Below are 18,163 nucleotides of genomic sequence, written 5' to 3'. Positions count from 1 at the left end.
AGGATCCGACACGACCGGGCTCCCCCTCCGGAGCCCGGTCGCTCATTCCGGCAATGCCGCCGGCTGCCCGGCGGCATGAGCTTAAAGGAAATTACTTGATGCCGTCCCAGGCGCTCTGGATTTCGGCTGCGGCGTCCTGAGCGGACTTGCCGCCGACGAAATCGACCATGCCGGTCCAGAAGGCGCCGGCGCCGATCTTGCCGGGCATCAGGTCGGAACCGTCGAAGCGGAAGGTGGTGGCCGAGGTCAGGATCTCGCCTTCCTTCTTCATCTGGTCATTGGCGTAAGCATCGACGTTGACGCCCTTATAGGGGGTCAGGAAGCTCGACTGCGCCATCCAGAGCTCATGAGCAACCGGCGTCTTCAGGAAGTCGACGAAGGCGCGAGCCGTCGGAGAATCCTTGGCGATGGTAACGAGCGTGCCTGCGCCCAGAACCGGCTTGCCGAGATCGGCATGTGCGGCATAGGTCGGCATGTAGAAGAAGTCTGCATCAGTGCCGAGCTTCGTGCCTTCAGGGAAGAAGGACGGGATGAACGAAGCCTGGTGGTGCAGGTAGCACTTCGGCGGAACGGCGAAGAGGCCCTTCGGGCTGTCGCGGAAGTCGGTCGAAGCAACGGCTGCAACACCGCCATCGACATACTTCCCGTTCTTGGCGAACTTGCCGAATTCGTCGATCGCAGCAACGACGGCCGGATCGGTGAACTTCACTTCATTGGTGGTCCACTTGTCGTAGACATCAGGCTTCTGCATGCGCAGCATGATATCTTCGACCCAGTCGGTTGCGGGCCAGCCGGTCGCGCCGCCGGAACCGAGGCCGATGCACCACGGAACGCCGCCATCCTTGACGATCTGGTCGGTCAGGGCGTGCAGCTCTTCCATTGATGTCGGGATCTTGTAGCCTGCTTCCTCGAAGTTTTCAGGAACATACCAGACGAGCGACTTCACGTCGGCCTTGTAAGGGAAGGCGAAGAAGGCGTCCTTGCCGTCCTTGCCCTTGTAGGTGCCGTAACCAACCCAGCTGTCGCCGGCGCCGTAGTTGTCCTTGACCCACTTGGAAGTATCGTCGCCGAGCGGCGTCAGATAACCTTTGCTGGCGAGATCGGCCAGCAGACCGGGCTGCGGCAGGATGGCGATATTCGGCGGGGAGCCTGCCTGTGTATCGATGACGATCTGCTGCTCGTAGTTTTCAGAAGAGGAATACTTTGCGTCGACGCCGGTCGCCTCGACGAAGTAGGCAAGAATGCTCTGGAAGAAGGCTTCGTCTTCACCGCGCCAGGGACCGAAGATCGTCAGCTGCTGTCCCTTCAGGTCGGCATGGGCAGACTTGAAGTCATCATAGCTCTTCCAGTTGAACTTGGAGTCCTGGCCGGGCGGGAACTTCAGATCCGCGGCCGACGCAGCGCCGGCAAAAAGCGCCGCAAGTGCAACGCCCATCAAGAATGACTTTTTCATGTGATCAACCTCCCATCACAATCCGATAGCGCAGAATTTCATTCAAAGGAAATCTCAAAGCGCTTTGACAACGCAACTCATTCACTTTCGGTGGAATGAAGTCAAGCCATTTCACGAGAACGGCTGGAATACAGGCCTGATATCGCGTTGCAGCAAGGCTTGGTGGGGAATATGGAGCGATTTTTCTTGAGTCAAGCGCAGCAGATGCTACATATTTTAAAGCGCTTTGGAAGCCACTGGGAGGCGGCGGCCACTATTTGACGGCCATAGGGCAGGCCGGGAGGAAGCATAGCAGGTGAATCTCAAACAGCTATCGGAATTGCTGGGGCTTTCGCAGACAACCGTGAGCCGCGCGCTCAACGGTTATCCCGAGGTCAACGAGGCGACACGGGAACGCGTGCTCCGGGCAGTCAAAGAAACAGGATACCGACCGAATAAGGCAGCCCAGCGGCTGGCGACCGGCAAAGCCGGGTCGATCGGCCTCGTGATGCCGACCGCGCCCGGCCATCAGTCGGACGTGCATTTCGGCGAGTTCCTGGCAGGTCTCGGCGAGGAAGCGGTGCGCCATGACTTTCACTTCGTGATCATGCCGGCGGACCCGGACGATGAGGTCGCAGCACTGCGGCGCCTTGCGATCAGCGGCAATGTGGATGCGCTCTTCGTAGCCTATATGCGCGGCCACGACCCACGGCTCGCCATGCTGAAATCGCTTTCCATGCCCTTCGTGGTGCATGGGCGCTCCTTCGGTTCAGAGCCGGACTATCCCTATCTCGATATCGACAACGAGGCGGCTTTCTACGAGGCGGCGCGGCTTCTGCTGCAGCTTGGCCATACGCGCTTTGCGCTGATGAACGGGCCGGCGCATCTCGACTTCGCCATTCGCCGCAGGAACGGCCTCATTGCGGCGCTCGGCGAACGCGGGCTGGAGCTAGCGGACGACTGCACGAGCCATACTGTGATGTCGGATGAAGAAGGGCTGATCGCCATGGAGCGCTTCCTGCAGCTTGCCGAGCGGCCGACCGCCATCCTATGCTCAAGTACGGTGCTTGCGCTCGGCGCGATCCGGGCCGTCAATCAGGCCGGACTGAAACTTGGTGAGAATATCTCGCTGATCGCCCATGACGACGTACTGCCGCTGTTGAAGCCCGAAAACTTCTCGGTGCCGCTGACAACCACCCGGTCGTCACTGCGCGCTGCGGGCGTGCGTATCGCGCAGCGGCTCATCGGCACGGTCAAGCAGGCTGGCCCCTTCCCGGAGCAGGAACTCTGGAAGACGGAACTGATCGTCAGGGCCTCGACAGGCCCGGCCCCGCAAAGCTGATCAGAATACCGGCGGCGTCAGTCCTGCCGAGCGATGGGCGGCAATCACCGTATTGGCCATCAGCATGGCGATCGTCATCGGGCCGACGCCACCCGGCACCGGGGTGATGACGGCGGCAACCGGGGCGACCTCGGCAAAGGCGACATCGCCGACAAGGCGGGTCTTGCCCTCGCCGCGTTCGGGGGCGGCGATGCGGTTGATGCCGACATCGATGACGGTGGCACCGGACTTGACCCAGTCGGCCTTGACCATTTCCGGACGGCCGACGGCCGCCACCAAGATATCGGCGTTGCGGCAGATGCCGGCCAAGTCCTTCGTGCGCGAATGGGCAATGGTGACCGTCGCATTGGCATTGAGCAGAAGCTGCGCCATCGGCTTGCCGAACAGGTTGGAGCGACCGATGACGACAGCGTTCAAGCCTGAGAGGTCCTCGCCGTGGGTGCGGCGGACGAACACCATGGCGCCGGCCGGCGTGCAGGAGACGAGGCCGGTCTTCAGGTCGCCGGTCGCAAGCTTGCCGGCATTGACGACGCTCAGGCCATCGACATCCTTCTGCGGCAGGATCGACTGGATGATCGGCTCGCTGTCGAGATGTTTGGGCAACGGCAGCTGCACGAGAATGCCGTGGATCGAGGGATCGGCGTTGAGCGACGCGACGAGGGCTGCAAGCTCCTCCTGGCTCGTCTCGACCGGCAACGTGTGCTGGACGGACTTGAAGCCGCATTCCTTGGCCATGCGGCTCTTGGAGCTGACATAGGTGTGGCTCGCCGGATCGTCGCCGACGATGATGACGGCAAGCCCCGTCTGAATGCCTTTGGCGGCTTCCAGCGCAGCATTTGCCGATTTCACGGTTTCGATTACGGAAGCGGCAACCTGCTTGCCGTCGATTACTGTCGTCACGCGTCTTCTCCGCCCAATTTCGCGCCAGTCTATTCGCCCGCGGCGGGAATGATTTCCCGATAACGCCCTATCCCGTTTAAAAACGGCAAATGCAAGAGCAATCTGCGGTCGGGGCGTTCGCTTACCGCGAGGTCTGGTGAGCGTGAAAGCGATCGCGCAAGCTGGCGATCTGCGAGCGCAGCGCATCGACTTCGTCAGCTGCCTGCGTGACCAGTGCCTGCTCTGGAACCTGCACAAGTTCGGGCACGGGGGCAAGGATTGGAGCCTGGATGGAAACTTGGAGCGGCGCCTGTTCTGGCTGCCGGCGGAAGAGACGCGGCAAGAAAGTGAGACCGAGGCCCACCGCCAAACCGGCAAGACCACCCATCAGCGAATGGACACCGAAACCGTCGTCGCCGGAAGCCGGCAGCGCAAGGGCGGGTTTGCGAACCGTGACTCGGCCATCGCCGATGGCACCTGTCGTGGAAACCTCCTCTTCCAAGCGCGAGCGGGCGGCGGACGCCTTTTCCCGCAGTTCGGTCAGCTTGGCGAGATCGACGCCGGTATCACGGCTCTGGGCAATCAGCGCGTTGCGGCGATCGCTGAGTTGCTTGCGCGCATCGACGGCAGTCTTGGCTGCTGCATGTGCGTTCTGGGCGAGGCGCGCCAGCTCCTTGCCGATGTTATCCTTCAGACCATCGACCTCGGACTGCTGTTGGAGCAAGCGCGGATGGCGTGGGCCGAGGTCCGCCGAGAGCTGTGCCAATGCGGTCTTGGCGATCGCGTATCTGTCACGCAGATCCTGCAGGGCGGGCGAGATCATATCTGGAGCGAGCGAGCCGTCCAGCACGTCCGCGAGCTTGGCGGCCTTCAGTCTGTCGGCCTGCTCCTTGGCGGCCAGAATATTATTGTCGGCATTCTTCAGATCGGCATCGAGCCCGGTGATCTGGCGCTGCAGTTGCGTCGCAACCTTGACGTTGCCCTCGCCGTTTTTCTGACTGAAGGCCGTGAGCTCTGCCTGAGCCTGATCATTTTCCTTCCTCAAGGCGGTGGCCGTCTCGGCCGCCTTGCCTGCGGCGCTGCCGCCGGTCACGGTATCGGACAACCGCATGGCGATGCGCGTCGACTTGTCGGCATCGCCCGTCGTTACCATCAGACGGATCGTGCCGGTGCGCTCGTCGGGAATAACTGCCACGGCAGATTTCAGCGCGGCCTCTGCGCGCGATGCCGGATCGGCGGCTGCACCATTGCCGGAGAGAAGATCCAAGGCGACACCAAGCGCATCGGCGCTGCTGCCGGCAAATTCCGGATCGCGGTCCAGCTTCAGTGCCGTAACGGCAGAGGCGACGACAGGTACCGATGAGAGCCTTTTGACGGTATCGCCAACCAAGACGGTCCGGTTGCCTGCGCCTGCATCCACGGCAAGTGTCGCCTCTGCGGTGTAAAGCGCGGGTGAGGATGGGGCCAGGGTGGGGGTGGCAGCACCGCCGAACGAGAGGACAGCCACGATGAGAGCGCTTCTGATCCAGTTCGGGCGCCGAACTTCACGCGAAACCGTCGAAGTGGACGCTTTTTCAACGGGAGCGACTTCGCGAACCCGGGCGAATTGCGTCGTTGGCTCCGGCGCAGGGCGAGAGGGTTCAGGAGCGGGCGCAGCGGCGATATCGTTTGCAGCCTGCAGACGCGAGCCGAGGATCGTTTCGATACGGTCCACCAGCGGTTCAGTCAGCCGCGCTTTCGCACGCTGTTCATCGAGCAGCCGGCCTATGACGCGCAGCAGTTCGGCCTCAGAAGGGCGGATTTCCGGCGGCGGGCTTTTTCCGAGCGGAGGGCTCTTTTCGACACTTTGCCGCTGGCCGCGCGACGAGGTGGTTGCGCGATCATGGAAACTGTTTTTCGCCCTGGAATCGTGCATTGGCGTCACATCTCACGCGCATGATGGCCGAGTTCGCTCAACCGCGCCGACGCGGATGATTAAGCTACTCTAAATATACATGGCAAAGAAATGGTTAACCGGAGCCTGCAGAAATCTGTAATCAGCCGGCTTTTTTCGTCTGCTCGATTCTCTTCGGTTCGCCTGCAGTGTGCGCCGCAGCCGCCCGTTCATCCGGCTGACCAAGAATCCGCGCATGCCGGCTGAAGCGATACTGGAACACGCGGAAGAGGAAGACCGGAATACCGAGGATATAACGGCGCCAGAGGCGCCCCGGCTCCTGAACTAGCCGATAGGCCCATTCCAGACGCATCATGCGCACCGTCTTCGGTGCGCGTGGCACAGTGCCCGAGACGAAATCGAAAAGTGCACCGACCGTCAGAACGAGCCGCGCGTGATCGGCGCGGATATTCTGGTGAACCCATTTTTCCTGCAGCGGCGTGCCCATGCCGACGATCAGGATATCGAGCTTCCGGCGCTCCACCTCGTCGGTAACGGCTTCTGGATTGGCCTTGTCGAAGAAGCCATCGGAGATCACGAAGAACTCGTGCCAGGGCGCGTGCCTGGAAAAGTTCTCGGCCGCCTTCTCGACAACCGCCCGTGTGCCACCGATGAGACCGATACGACGCGGCGTTTCCATAAACGTCAGGAAGGCCGGCACGAAATCGGTGCCGTTCAGATTGGCGGGAAACGGCGAACCATGCGTGACCTGGGATGCGATATTGAGACCGATGCCATCAGGCAGCACGAGATTGTGCGACATGATCTGATAGTATTCGTCGTCGCGCAGAGCCGTCAGCATGTTGTGGGCATTGACGAAGCAAACCACGGTCTGCCCGACAGGAATGGAAGCCAGTTCGTTGATGAAAACCAGTGCATCGTCCCAGCCGAGATCGCAGACCGGCAGATCGAAGATCGTCCGCCGCGATGCGAGCACCGCGAAGTTTGCAATCAGATTCATTCCAACCTCCTGCCGAGGGTGCGTCATGCGCCCGACATCCCGGAAAATAAGCCCACATTTCCGCAGCGGAGGTCTTGTAAAGACCAGCAGCGTCCTGCCTGGAACGACTTCCCCCAACCCCGTGGCGGTATCTTCCCAAGCTTGTGCCGCGTTTGTATCAGTTCGGTTTCAAACAACCCTTAGGAAAAAGGGGCGGATTTTCATACTCGCATAAGTGGTTTGTTAACCAAGGCGAGAACGCGAAAACGGCGCCTTTCGGCACCGTTTTCAAATGACTGGAGATGGTGATCAGTGACCAGAGGACTGAGCCGACGTTTCGGAAGCCGGCGCGGTCTCGACGATCTTGACCGGCGCGCCGACCTTCGCCGGTTTGCCGCCGGAGGTCTCCTTCACATCTTCCTTCGAGAGGTAGTCAAGCTGTTCCAGCATGACTTCGGCAACATATTCGCCGCCGAGACGCTCGTTCATGCCCTTCTTGATCTCCTGGCGGAAAGCACCGGGATCGAAGGCCTTGACGTTGGAGACATCGATCATCTTGTTGCCGACGAGCAGGCTGAAGAGTTCGTCGGTCGTCATCTCCGTGATCGGCAGATTGAGGCCCGCGATCATGTCCTTGTGCATCATGAAGGAGATGCGGCCGAGGAAATAACCGTTGACCGCACCGTTGCCGATGACAGGCACGGTGATCGTCTCGCCCTTCACCAGTTCAAGTGCGCTCTGTTTGGTGTCCGCTACAGCCGGCGCCGGCGCGGTCGCCATGTTCACCGAGAAATAGACCGATGCCAGCGTGACGGCGCAGACCCAGACACCTGTAAGGACGAGCTTGATCATCAGGCGTCCCGCGCGACGAACTGTTCCTGGGAATAGGTGCCATCGGCATCCGCATCCTGCACGGCATTCTTCAAAAGATCGGCAACGGCGCGAACCGCCTCCAGATGCGCTTCCACACGACGTGCGTTCAGCACCAGCTTCTTTTTCAGACCATGAAGCTGGTCAAGATGTGAAGCGGCAAGTTCGGCCGGATCGGTGTCACGGAAAAGCATCGAGAGCTCGTACAGGCACCGGCTCTTATGCGCATTGGAGACCTTGAGATCGAACTGCGGATCGCTGCCGATCCGAGTATTCTCATTGTCGATTATCATTTCGAGGCGCCCGAGAACGGATTTGATCCTATATTCGTTCGAAACTATTTCCATTTTATCCTCGATTATGCGTCGCTTGTTGCAGACTTATTGTCGGCAGTCGGAGTGCCGAAGGTCTTGCGCTGAAACTCGTCGATCATGCTCATGGCCGTCTTGCGATCGTCTTCATCCGTGGAGGCATTGACGACCTTGCCTTCCTGGCGGCGCAGCTGCTCGGAATACATCTGCTTGGCAATGCCGATGCCATCGCCCTTGGCCATGACGTTGCCGAGCTGCTCGGCCATCATGCCCTTCCAGATGTCACCCGTCGCGCCCTTGCCGAAAACATTCTCGGCATCGCTCGGCAGCATGGACTTCACGAAGTTCTGCAAAACCATAGCCTCGAACTTCCGGTAGGTTTCCGGCACTTCCTCGGTCTTGGTGCGATTCTGAATGTTGTTCAGGCCGCTCTTCTGCTTGACGTGGTCGAGAATGTCGACTGCGGAAGAAAAGCCGTTACCGCTGTCTGCCAGGCTTGTCGCAGCAAAGGCCGCACGGTTGGCCTTCAGTTTTTCCTGGGCAGCCTGAACCTCCATGGGGTCGGCCGCCTTGACGACGTCCATCACCAGATCGCTGGGGGGTGAAATAGCCACGTTACAATCCTCTAATGTAAGATCGTGGCGATTATTATTTTTGAAGCTTGCTGGAGGCTGGCGTTGCGAACTGCTGATCGATTACGTCGTAAACGGCATTGTCATCCGCCTCGCGACGCTCTGCCTGAAGGGCATCGAGCATGTTTTCTTCCAGCCGGTCGCCCTTGGCACGCTCGCGCGTCAGGCGCATTTCGTGCACCTGCTGCATGCCGGTCAGTTGCTGGTCCTTGATGCTCAACCTGCCGAAGCGGTCGGCATAACTCTGCGAAAAAGCACGATGGATAGGGTCCAGCGAACCGAGCGCAAGAATGGCGACATCCATGGCTGCATTGACCTCAGCACGCTGACGGCTGGTTTCTGCGAGATCGTACTCCGCCATCTTTTCAAGATGCCGCTGCACCGCGACCAGGCGCTTGAGCTTGTCGGAGCGCTTCTTCTCGATCACCGCCCTCACCTCCCCACGAATATGCCGGCGAATGACTGGCCGAATTGGCTGATCAAGGCAGCGATGGAGAAATAGAGCAGGAAGAGGCCGCCCATCAGCAGATAGGGCGTGGAGATGAAGTAGACCGGGATCTGTGGCGCGAGCTTGTTGATGAAGCCGATCGAGATGTTGAAGATCAGCCCGTAAATCAGATAGGGGCTCGCCAGCCGCAGCATGATGTAGGTGGTCTGCTCCAGCGTATCAGTGAAGGTGATGAGCGTGGAACGCATCTGCATCAAGCCGCCGAAGGGCATGGTCGTGTAGGAATCGATCAGCGCGCGGAAGACGATGTGATGGAAGTCCATGATGAAGAGAACCATCAGACCGGTCATCGTGATGAAAGCCGTCAGGCTGATTTCGGCCGAATCTTCGACGACATCACTCGTGCTCGGCTGCGTGTAGCCGACCATCATGGACACGATCGAGGCCGAAAATTGCAGCCCGAGCGTATAGAGGCGGGCAAGCATGCCATACATCACACCGATCAGCGATTCGCTGAAAATCAGGCCGATATAGGTGCCGGAGCTGGTGTGAACGGACGGATAGACCGTGTCCCAGAGTACCGGCAGCACCGCAAGCGAAAGTCCGGCTGCGATGAAGACGCGCAATTGCTCCGGCACGCGGGCGGAAGAGAAACCCGGAAGGGTCAGCACGCAGCCACCGATCCGGCAGAAAACCAGAAACAGCGCCAGAACTGTCCCTTGCGGGTCTGAAATCATGAAATCGAGCCCAAAATCTTGATTTCGATGCCCTTGGCCAGTTCCACATGCGAGAGCACGGGAAGCGTTGCAAAGAGTCGCTCGATGATCATGCGGACATAGGAGCGCGTTTCCGGCGACGTGACAAGGGCGAAAGGCAGGCCCCTGTCCATGAATTCACGGATAACCTTCGTCGCCTGTTCGCTGAACTCCTCCAGCGTGCGCGGATCGATGTCGAATTCGACGACTTCGCCCTTCGCATCGCGCTTGAGAGCCTGATGGAAGGCCAGATCCCACTTGCTGCCGAGCCGCAACACGCGCAACACGCCGTTGTCGGCAAGGTCGCCGCAGAGCTGCTGGGCCATGCGGATGCGGACATGCTCGACGATCTGCTCCGTCTTTCTGACATGCGGGGCAAGTTCGGCGACGGCTTCCAGAATGAGGTGCAGGTTTCGGATCGAGACGCGCTCGGCAAGAAGCAGTTTCAGCACCGCCTGCAGGCCCGAATAGGACATGTGGGACGAGCAGATTTCATCGGCGAGCTTCTTGTATTCAGGGTCGAGACGATCGATCAGGATCTTCACGTCCTTATAGGAGAGAAGCTGCGGCAGGTTGTTTCTGATAACCTCGCTCATATGCGTCAACACGACCGAGACGTTGTCGATCGGCTGGAAGCCTTCGCGCTTCAGATCGTCGGCGAAGTTTTCGAGGATCGAAACCGCCGGCATGCCGAAAGCGGGTTCGCGGATTTCGTCACCCGGAATGCTCGGCTTGCGGCCGGCGCCGGTGACGACGAGGACTTCGCCGACACGCAGCAGGTTCGAGGCGACCGTCGTGCCGTGAATGCGGATCTGATACGACTTCTCGGGGATGCCGATATCGTCCGTCACCTTGATTTCCGGCACGACGAAACCGTACTGGGTGGCGAACTTCTTGCGCATCTTGCCGACGCGGAAGGCGAGCTCCTGGTGGGCGCCAAGCAGGCGGGTCGAGACCATCTTGCCAAGGGCAAGCTCGATTTCGGACGTGCGGAGAACCGACTTGACCGAATCCTTTTCGAGCTCCTTGCTCTGGACGACCTTCTTTTCTTCGGCATCACGGCGGATCTTGTTTTCGGCTTCGACCTGACGCGGAATGAACCAGGCGCCGAAGGCGAGAAGACTGCCGAGGATCACGAAGGGAACAAACGGCAGACCCGGCATCAGGGCCAGGACGAACATCAGCACGGCCGAAACGGAGAGCGCGCGGGGATAGCCGCTCAGCTGATTGACGACCGCCTGGTCGGTGGAGCCGGTGGTGCCGCCGCGCGAAACGAGAAGGCCGGCGGCGAGCGAAACGATGAGAGCCGGCATCTGCGAGACGAGGCCGTCACCGACCGACAGCTTGACGAAAACGTCGGCGGCTTCGCCGATCGGCATGCCGTGGCGAAAATAGCCGATGATGATACCGCCGAAGACGTTGATGGCTGTGATGAGGAGACCCGCAACCGCGTCACCGCGAACGAACTTCGATGCACCGTCCATCGCGCCGAAGAAGGAGCTTTCTTCTTCCAGCTCCTTGCGGCGGCGCTGGGCTTCCTTCTCGTCGATAATGCCGGCCGAGAGGTCGGCATCGATCGACATCTGCTTGCCGGGAATGGCGTCCAAGGTGAAACGCGCGCCGACTTCCGCGATACGCGTCGCACCCTTGGTGATGACGATGAAGTTGATGGTGATGAGAATCAGGAAGACGATCAGACCAATGACGAAGTCGCCGGACATGACCAGGCTTGCAAAACCGGCAATGACGCCGCCTGCGGCATCATGCCCCTCGTTGCCGTGCGAAAGGATGACGCGCGTCGTCGCGATGTTCAGCGCCAATCGCGTCATCGTCGCGATCAGCAAGATGGTCGGGAAGGACGAGAAATCGAGAGGCTTCTGAATCCACAGCGCGACCATGAGGATCAGCACCGAGAAAGCGATCGAGAAGGCCAGTCCCATATCGATCAGGAACGGCGGGATCGGCAGGAAGAGGATGCAGATGATACCGACAATGCCCATGGCAAAGCCGATGTCACGCATACTCGGAGCGACTTTCGGAAGGGGTAGTGCAGGTGGTTGCGCCATAGCGATTCCGTCTCTTCATGAGAGGAGGCGGACATCAGAATCCGCCCAGTTCGGATCGACAGTTAAATGGCGAAGCTTGCGCGAAGTTGGCTCAGAAGCCGGACTGGATGCGCGAGAAGACCAGGTTGGTAAAAATGGAAACCTGAGAGCCCACGAAGGGAGCGGAAATACCGATCGTGACCAGAACGGCGACGATCTTCGGGACGAAAGTGAGCGTGGCTTCCTGCACCTGGGTGAGCGCCTGGATCAGCGCGATCACGAGACCGACGACCATTGCCGCAATGACCGCAGGACCCGCGGCAATGAGAACGGTCCAGATCGCAGCCTGGAACAGGTCGAGTGCATCAGCTTCATTCATCGTCAGGCAACCTCATATCGCCTTGAAAGCAGCCAGCCCGGCTTAACCGGACCGGTATTTTTGGCATCATCCAAACGAACGCGCGTCAGGCCGCTTCGTCACTTCAGGTATCGTCCGAACCACTATCGTCGCCAGAAGCTTTGGTCGGCGCCGAATCGGAAAGCGAGATGCCCGGCTGGATGAGAATTTTACCGCCATTGTCGAGCGTTGCAATAAGGCCGTCCGAATAAACCTTGACGGATTCGACCGTGCCCTTGGTCTTGCCATCGGCACTTTCCATGTACTTACCGATATAGCTGCTTGCCTGGGTCAGGCTGGAGCTCGTCAGCAGCGTGTCGAGCTTCGAGTTCGTCTGGATCGTCTGCTCGACCTGCGAGAAGCTCGCGAGCTGCGACATCTGCTCGCTCGCATCCATCGGATCGGTCGGATCCTGGTTCTTCAACTGCGCGACCAGCAGCTGAAGGAAGTTGTCGTAGTTCAGCGTCGCCTTCTGCTGTGCGGTATTGGACGAGCCATACGTGCTGCTGCCACCGCCTACGCTCTGGGTTCCGTCTACCGCCATGGTGCGATCTCCCTGCGAATCTGCTCGACCATGGTCGGGGGCAGCTCGTGATTGTTGAGGATGCTGTCTTCGATCGCGTAGAGACCGCGGATCGCCTTCAGCGCGTCGAAGGCGCGACCAGTCGAAACGAGTGCGTCGATACGCTTCAGTTCGGCGAGGATTTCCTCGTTCTTGAAGCATGTGAGCAGCATCGTGATCGACTTGCGGAACATCGCCGTCGAATGTTCCTTGCCCTCGGGATTGATGAGGATCATCTGGGCAATGAAGTAGAGTTGGCGAAGCGGCGTGGTCGCGCCTTCCGGCTGCAGCACGTGGTTTTCGAGAAGGAACGTCACATCATTCAGGAATTCCAGTGCGACCTTACGGTCGACACGCAGGACAGCGCCGTTGATGAAGATTCTTTCCCCGGCTTTCAGAGAAATGCGAAGTGTACTTTTCATTTAAGTCCATCCCTGATGATGGTGGTAACGTCGATGATGCCCTGGTAGTTATTCGACTGACGTTTTCTAATTCTGTCGCATTCCTTCAATATCCAGATCGCAATCGAGATGAGGTTTGCCCTGAGCTCGACTTCCAACTGGTTGTCGGGATGTTTCAAATCCTCAATGAAGCTGATCCACACCCTGCGGGTATAAAAGAGAGCTTCAATAGCCTCCCGGGTATACTTCTCCTTGTCGCGCGCCACCGAGAGCAGTTCAATCGAACGTTCGAGAACCTGCCATTCCCGCTCTTTCGCGTCGGCAACCGAGTCTTGCATGACCTCGGCATACGAGAACTGATACATTCATGCATCCTTCTTTATATTGCGCGCCTTTGCTCATCAAAGGTAGTTCACGAGACTCAACTGCTGGATCTTCGATACGATCGTGTAAGCGGTTTCGAGCTGGGTTTCCAAAGTCTTGACAAGGGTCGAGGCCTCATAGGGATCGACGCCCTGGATATCGACGAGCTTGGTCTGCATGATGTTCGCCTGGGCATCGAGGGCGTCATTCGCCTTCTCGACACGCTCCTGCGACAGACCGAGCTGGCTACCCTGGGTGATGATGCCCGTGGTGGCTCTGGTCGTGTAGGTGATCGCCTTTGAAGAGACCGCGCTCATCGCGTCCGTGCTGAGGTTCTGACCCATCAGCGCGGAGGTCATCACAGTCGCCAGAGCGAAGTAACGCATGCCCTCGGAATTGGCATTGGTCGAGGATTCAACGACTTCCGAATTGCTGATGCGGCTCGTCATGTTCTGGCTCGACGCCTTAGACCAACCGGTGGTCGGATCCGTCCAGGCCGCTTCGCTGAACATCGGTTCAACCTGCGTTTCGATGAACGTCTTCATCTCGTCGCCGGTCATCTCCTTCACCGGCTTGCTGAGTGTCGCCGCGTAGGCGTTCAGCCTGTTCGTGATTTCCGTCGTCGTCGCTGCCGTCTTGTCCGTCAGCGGCTGAATGTCAGTATTGATACCGGCGAAGAGATACTCGCCATTCACCATGGAATTCGACGTATCCATCATCGTCGAAAGCGCGCTCGTGGCCGACTGGATTGCGACGGTGATGCTGCCCGGATCGTGGCTGCTCTGCAGGGCGGTCAGCTTGGAGAGGAAGCTATCACCCGCCTTCTTCATTTTATCGAGCCCGGTTTGAGCCGATTCCATACGGGCGTCTACGAGAGCATTGCTCAGCTTGATCGATTTGATACGGTCGACTTCACGGGTGAAGTCGATGCTCTTGGCTGCGTAACCGCCCAGCGACACACCAATATCGGCGTAGGTGCCGGTGGTCGCTTCCATCGTCGCCTTCGTCATCTGGTTCTGCGCCTGGCGGATTGTCAACCGCATGGCGTTCTGGATGGCCGAACTTGAAATAAATGAGCTCTTCATGGCTTAACTCGCAATATCCAGCAATGCTTTCAACATCTCGTCAACGGCGTTCAAAATCTTGGTCGCCGCCTTGTAGGACTGCTCTATGTCGAGAAGGAGCGTCAGTTCCTCATCGAGGTTGACGCCGGTTTCATTGGAATAAGCTTCATCGGTTCGCGCTGAGGCAGCCTGGGTATTTTCCGCAGCCTTGGTCGCATCGCTCCGGTTCTGCTCGAGCCAGCCAATCGAATTGGTGGCGTAGCTCATGATGCTGACATTGGTGTCCAGACCCGAATCGGTATCGAAGGGAATGCCGCTGTCCATCGCCGTGTAGAGCCGGTCGAGCTCCGCGGAGTAGCCGCTCGAATTACCCGGATTCGAACCGGGACCTCCGTTGATGTTGCCATTGCGCAGGCGCATGGGATCGCCGGCCGGAGTGCCGCTCGTCAAGACACCCTTATTGATAGCAATCGTTCCAGCAATGCCATCGATAATGCCGCCGACCGGCGGATCCACCGGAAGTCCGCCAGCCGTGCCGGTCGCCGGGTCTGTCCAGACGAAAAGACCGGGAGCGCCCGCTTCCTGATAGAGATCGACAAGACCGCGGGCGACTTCGTCGAGCTGGCTCTGGAACTTCGGCGCGATATCGTCGCGGATCTGCAGGAGCGAGCCCAGGCTGCCCTGCGCACTGGTCGACGCACCTGAACCCATGTTGGCGGCCACACCGTCGACATAGACCTTGTTGCCTTTAGTGCCTGCCGCGTAGGACTGCGTCGGCTCGAAGCTCACCGTACGCGGGATCGTTTCGAAAAGGGTGGTGCCATCGGCCGTATAAAGCACCATATCGTTGTTGCTGCGCGTCACCGTAGAGACACCAACGATCTGGTTGATCTGCTTGAGAACCTTTTCGCGCTCATCGAGAGCGCTCGAAGGATCCTCGTTGCCGGCCGTCGCCTTCTTGACGGCGTTGTTGGCCGTTTCGAACTGCTTCAGCAGGCTGTTCAGCGAATCGACCTGGTTCTTGATCTGCTTGTCGGCGTCGGAACGCTGCTGCTGCACTGCCTTGGAAGCATTGTTCAGCGACGTCACGACATCCTGTGCCGCCGTGATCGCACCCTGGGCGGCAATAAGGTCGCCCGGGGTCGCGCGGAACGTGCCGAGCTTGTCGCGGAAGGTGCGGAGGGCAGTTTCAGGCGAAGTCTCGTTATCGTTGCCGCCCATGATCGATTTCAGATCTTCAAGGCCGCCCAGCAGGGTCTGCTGGGCGCTGTCCTGCGAGGCCGCCTTGAGATACTGTTTCAGCAGTGCATCTTCCTGTGCGCGGCTGATCTTGACCACCTGGGCGCCGTTCAGCGAGGTGGTGAGCATCGCCTGCCGGCGCACATAGTCCTTGTTGCCGGCGTTCGAGATATTGTTCGATACGATGCTGCTCTGCGTGCCCGTATTGTTGAATATGCTCTGCGCGGTGTTAAGTGCTGAAGTGAGCGACATGGCTTACCCGTTACCCTGATTAACGCTTGAGGTTGACGAGAACGTCCATGAGATCGGAACCCGTCTGGAACACCTTGGAGTTGGCGGTGTAGCTGCGCTGGGATTCGATCATTTCGGTCAGTTCACCGGCGAGGTCGACGTTCGAACCTTCGAGTGCGCCCGACTGGATCTTGCCGAAGCCGCTGGTCTGCGGGAAACCGGTGACGGTCACGCCCGATCTGCCGTTGGCCGAGTAAACATTGCCGGACATCAGCGTCAGCAGGTCCGGGCTTGGAACGTTGGCAAGCGGGATTTGGAAGACGGGCTTGGTGCTGCCGTCATCATACTTCGAGTAGACGATACCGTCGGAGTCGATTGTGATATCAACCGGCGAATTTGCGCCCTGACCGTCAACATTACCCGAACCGGAGAAATTGTCGCCGACCTGGGAAAGGTCGAGATTGAGGTCAATGCTGAGGCCGGTCGCGGGATCGGTGATCGTCGAGTTGGCCGTCGAAGTCATCTGGCCTTTGTCGTCAAAGTAAACCGTCTTGGTCGCAACAGGACCAGAGCTGTATGGGAAGGAGCTGGTGCCAGACGTGGCTTTGTCTCCGTTGCGGAATACGGCCATTTCCCACTGGTATTGCGAACCCGCAGGAGGTGCCGGTATTGCCGCAGCGTCGTAGGGAACTTTGGTGAAGTAGATGTCGTACATCACCTTACTGCCAAGCTTGTCGTAGGTGACTATCGAATACTTCTGAGTATTCGTCGTCGTGGGGTCTACGGCAGCGTTGGCGCTCGGCAGCGTATCGGGATCCGTGACGACAGTCGCACCGGGCTTGAGGTTACCAGTCCAAGTGCCGTTTGATGTCGCAATCGCTTCCAGCTTCTGATTGCCGAGAACGTTGATCGGAACCAACCCGTCAAAACCGTTGACGACGACGGCCGGAGCCGAGGAACCCCACGGATAGCCCATGAGCGTGAAGCCGGCCGAGTTGACGAGGTTGCCGGTGTCGTCCTTCGTAAAATCGCCGGCACGCGTCAGGACGGGAACGCCATCGCCGCCCTGGACGATGAAGAAACCGTCGCCGGAAATTGCGAGGTCGTAACCGGAGGTCGTGTAGGAGATATCACCCTGGTCGGAAACAGCCTGACGAACCGTCGTCGTCACGCCGCCCGAATTGTAGTTACCGGAGCCCGATGGCAGGACCAGCGACGAGAACGCGGTCGAAACTGCCTTATAGCCGCTGGTGTTCACGTTCGCGATGTTATCGGAGACGGTGCTGAGGCGGTTTGCCTGCGCGTTCATCCCCGATACTGCCGTCTTCATGCTGCCGAAAATGCTCATCTGAAAACCTCGTTTTACCTGTTAAGTACAACAGTATTTGGCGGGCCTTGCGTGAAGCTGTCTGTTGTGCCGGGTCGCCGATCGAAATATTCCGGCTTTCCCGCGCGGCACGACCCGCGCCGAAAAAATCAATTCCAATCAATGCAATAGCCAAGGAAGCGCTTGGAATCGACCGGGTCGACGCCGAGCTTTTTGCGCAGCTTCTTGCGCAGCTTGGAGATGTGGCTTTCGACGACGTTTTCTTCGACTTCCTCGTCGAAAATGCCGTAGATCGCATTGAAGATCTGGGTCTTGGTGACGCGACGGCCACGATTGGCGATCAAGTATTCGAGGATGCGGCGCTCGCGGCGCGGCAAAGCGAAGGTTTCGCCGTTGATTTCCGGATCGCGCCCATCGGAGAAGACGCGGATGGCGCCGATGTCCGTGTAGTTTGCGATCGCCTTCAGGCGACGACGGATTGCAGCGGCGCGCGCGAGAATCTCACGCGGATGCACCGGTTTGCGTACAACGTCGTCGACGCCGCAATCGAAAAGGGCAAGCGTGTTTTCGAGCGACGGCTGGTCGCTGACAGCGATCACAGGCGCCATCGAGCGATCCCTGATCGCGCGCGGCAACTCCAGTGCGCGCTGGCCCTGGCCGATCAGGAATGCCTCGACCGCAGCGATATCAGAATCAGCCGCCGTCTGCACCCATTCGCCGAATTCATTGGGATCAAAGCCGGTCGAGGGAATACCCTCACGGCCAAACAGAGAAGTGTAACCATCCTTCACGAGCTCACGCTCATCAACCACTACGATCATTCGTCCGCCTCCGAATCAGTGTGGCACATCGATGATCTATGGATACGAATCGCGCGAATCAGCGGCTACTCGTGAAAGTTAATGGCAGAAATTAATAATTGATTAAGAATTGGGTGCCGATTTGATCTAGATGTAGTAGGTCAACGTCGTTATGCACACAAAAATTTCGTG

At 59.0% G+C, this 18,163-nt stretch carries 19 protein-coding genes; 1 reads left to right on the top strand and 18 read right to left on the bottom strand.

The window, feature by feature from the left end:
- Positions 1-91 precede the first annotated feature (91 nt).
- Positions 92-1,453, bottom strand: a complete 1,362-nt coding sequence (locus FHT87_RS11605) for an ABC transporter substrate-binding protein (protein WP_183728652.1) — start codon at positions 1,451-1,453, stop codon at positions 92-94.
- 295 nt (positions 1,454-1,748) lie between these two features.
- On the opposite strand from FHT87_RS11605, the gene FHT87_RS11600 reads away from it, so the two are divergent.
- Positions 1,749-2,774, top strand: coding sequence for a substrate-binding domain-containing protein (locus FHT87_RS11600; RefSeq protein ID WP_183801910.1), 1,026 nt, complete (start codon positions 1,749-1,751; stop codon positions 2,772-2,774).
- Here FHT87_RS11600 and folD read toward each other — a convergent pair whose 3' ends face one another.
- The 17 genes from folD to FHT87_RS11515 form a co-directional block, all read right to left on the bottom strand.
- Positions 2,775-3,674 carry a bifunctional methylenetetrahydrofolate dehydrogenase/methenyltetrahydrofolate cyclohydrolase FolD gene (gene folD, locus FHT87_RS11595; protein ID WP_183801907.1) on the bottom strand — a complete coding sequence of 300 codons (900 nt, stop codon included), beginning with the start codon at positions 3,672-3,674 and terminating at the stop codon, positions 2,775-2,777.
- Between the two features lie 121 nt (positions 3,675-3,795).
- Positions 3,796-5,568, bottom strand: a complete 1,773-nt coding sequence (locus FHT87_RS11590) for a succinoglycan biosynthesis protein exop (protein ID WP_183801905.1) — start codon at positions 5,566-5,568, stop codon at positions 3,796-3,798.
- Positions 5,569-5,689: 121 nt separating this feature from the next.
- Positions 5,690-6,547, bottom strand: coding sequence for a WecB/TagA/CpsF family glycosyltransferase (locus FHT87_RS11585; protein WP_183801902.1), 858 nt, complete (start codon positions 6,545-6,547; stop codon positions 5,690-5,692).
- Between the two features lie 288 nt (positions 6,548-6,835).
- Positions 6,836-7,378: a hypothetical protein gene (locus FHT87_RS11580; protein ID WP_183801899.1), complete on the bottom strand. Its 543-nt coding sequence runs from the start codon at positions 7,376-7,378 to the stop codon at positions 6,836-6,838.
- Positions 7,378-7,743, bottom strand: a complete 366-nt coding sequence (locus FHT87_RS11575) for a hypothetical protein (RefSeq protein ID WP_007825008.1) — start codon at positions 7,741-7,743, stop codon at positions 7,378-7,380. Before FHT87_RS11575 ends, FHT87_RS11580 begins: the two co-directional genes overlap by 1 nt.
- Positions 7,744-7,754: 11 nt before the next feature.
- Positions 7,755-8,321: a rod-binding protein gene (locus FHT87_RS11570; RefSeq protein WP_183728630.1), complete on the bottom strand. Its 567-nt coding sequence runs from the start codon at positions 8,319-8,321 to the stop codon at positions 7,755-7,757.
- 34 nt (positions 8,322-8,355) lie between these two features.
- Positions 8,356-8,766, bottom strand: coding sequence for a hypothetical protein (locus FHT87_RS11565; protein ID WP_183728627.1), 411 nt, complete (start codon positions 8,764-8,766; stop codon positions 8,356-8,358).
- Positions 8,767-8,771: 5 nt separating this feature from the next.
- Positions 8,772-9,524, bottom strand: coding sequence for a flagellar biosynthetic protein FliR (locus tag FHT87_RS11560; RefSeq protein WP_183728624.1), 753 nt, complete (start codon positions 9,522-9,524; stop codon positions 8,772-8,774).
- Positions 9,521-11,608 (bottom strand): flagellar biosynthesis protein FlhA, encoded by a 2,088-nt coding sequence (flhA, locus tag FHT87_RS11555; protein WP_183728621.1) that lies wholly within the window; start codon positions 11,606-11,608, stop codon positions 9,521-9,523. The genes FHT87_RS11560 and flhA overlap by 4 nt, the downstream gene beginning before the upstream one ends.
- 91 nt (positions 11,609-11,699) lie before the next feature.
- Positions 11,700-11,966, bottom strand: a complete 267-nt coding sequence (gene fliQ, locus FHT87_RS11550; protein ID WP_183801896.1) for a flagellar biosynthesis protein FliQ — start codon at positions 11,964-11,966, stop codon at positions 11,700-11,702.
- A 103-nt stretch (positions 11,967-12,069) separates the two neighbouring features.
- Positions 12,070-12,528, bottom strand: a complete 459-nt coding sequence (gene flgD / locus FHT87_RS11545) for a flagellar hook assembly protein FlgD (RefSeq protein ID WP_183801893.1) — start codon at positions 12,526-12,528, stop codon at positions 12,070-12,072.
- Positions 12,519-12,968 (bottom strand): flagellar biosynthesis repressor FlbT, encoded by a 450-nt coding sequence (gene flbT, locus FHT87_RS11540; protein WP_132652630.1) that lies wholly within the window; start codon positions 12,966-12,968, stop codon positions 12,519-12,521. The genes flgD and flbT overlap by 10 nt, the downstream gene beginning before the upstream one ends.
- Entirely contained in the window at positions 12,965-13,312 is a 348-nt protein-coding gene (gene flaF, locus FHT87_RS11535; RefSeq protein WP_183728615.1) for a flagellar biosynthesis regulator FlaF, read from the bottom strand. Before flaF ends, flbT begins: the two co-directional genes overlap by 4 nt.
- 36 nt (positions 13,313-13,348) lie before the next feature.
- Complete coding sequence (locus tag FHT87_RS11530; RefSeq protein WP_183728612.1) at positions 13,349-14,395, bottom strand: flagellar hook-associated family protein; 1,047 nt, start codon at positions 14,393-14,395, stop codon at positions 13,349-13,351.
- 3 nt (positions 14,396-14,398) lie between these two features.
- Positions 14,399-15,865, bottom strand: a complete 1,467-nt coding sequence (gene flgK, locus FHT87_RS11525) for a flagellar hook-associated protein FlgK (protein ID WP_183728609.1) — start codon at positions 15,863-15,865, stop codon at positions 14,399-14,401.
- A 19-nt stretch (positions 15,866-15,884) separates the two neighbouring features.
- Complete coding sequence (locus tag FHT87_RS11520; protein ID WP_183728606.1) at positions 15,885-17,192, bottom strand: flagellar hook protein FlgE; 1,308 nt, start codon at positions 17,190-17,192, stop codon at positions 15,885-15,887.
- A 128-nt stretch (positions 17,193-17,320) separates the two neighbouring features.
- Positions 17,321-17,992 (bottom strand): winged helix-turn-helix domain-containing protein, encoded by a 672-nt coding sequence (locus FHT87_RS11515; RefSeq protein WP_183728604.1) that lies wholly within the window; start codon positions 17,990-17,992, stop codon positions 17,321-17,323.
- Positions 17,993-18,163 lie beyond the last annotated feature (171 nt).

The sequence above is a fragment of the Rhizobium sp. BK316 genome, from assembly GCF_014193695.1.
Taxonomy (GTDB): Bacteria; Pseudomonadota; Alphaproteobacteria; order Rhizobiales; family Rhizobiaceae; genus Rhizobium.
The sequence above is the reverse complement of the archived record's forward strand: the minus strand, read 5'-3'. Positions and strand labels throughout refer to the sequence as shown.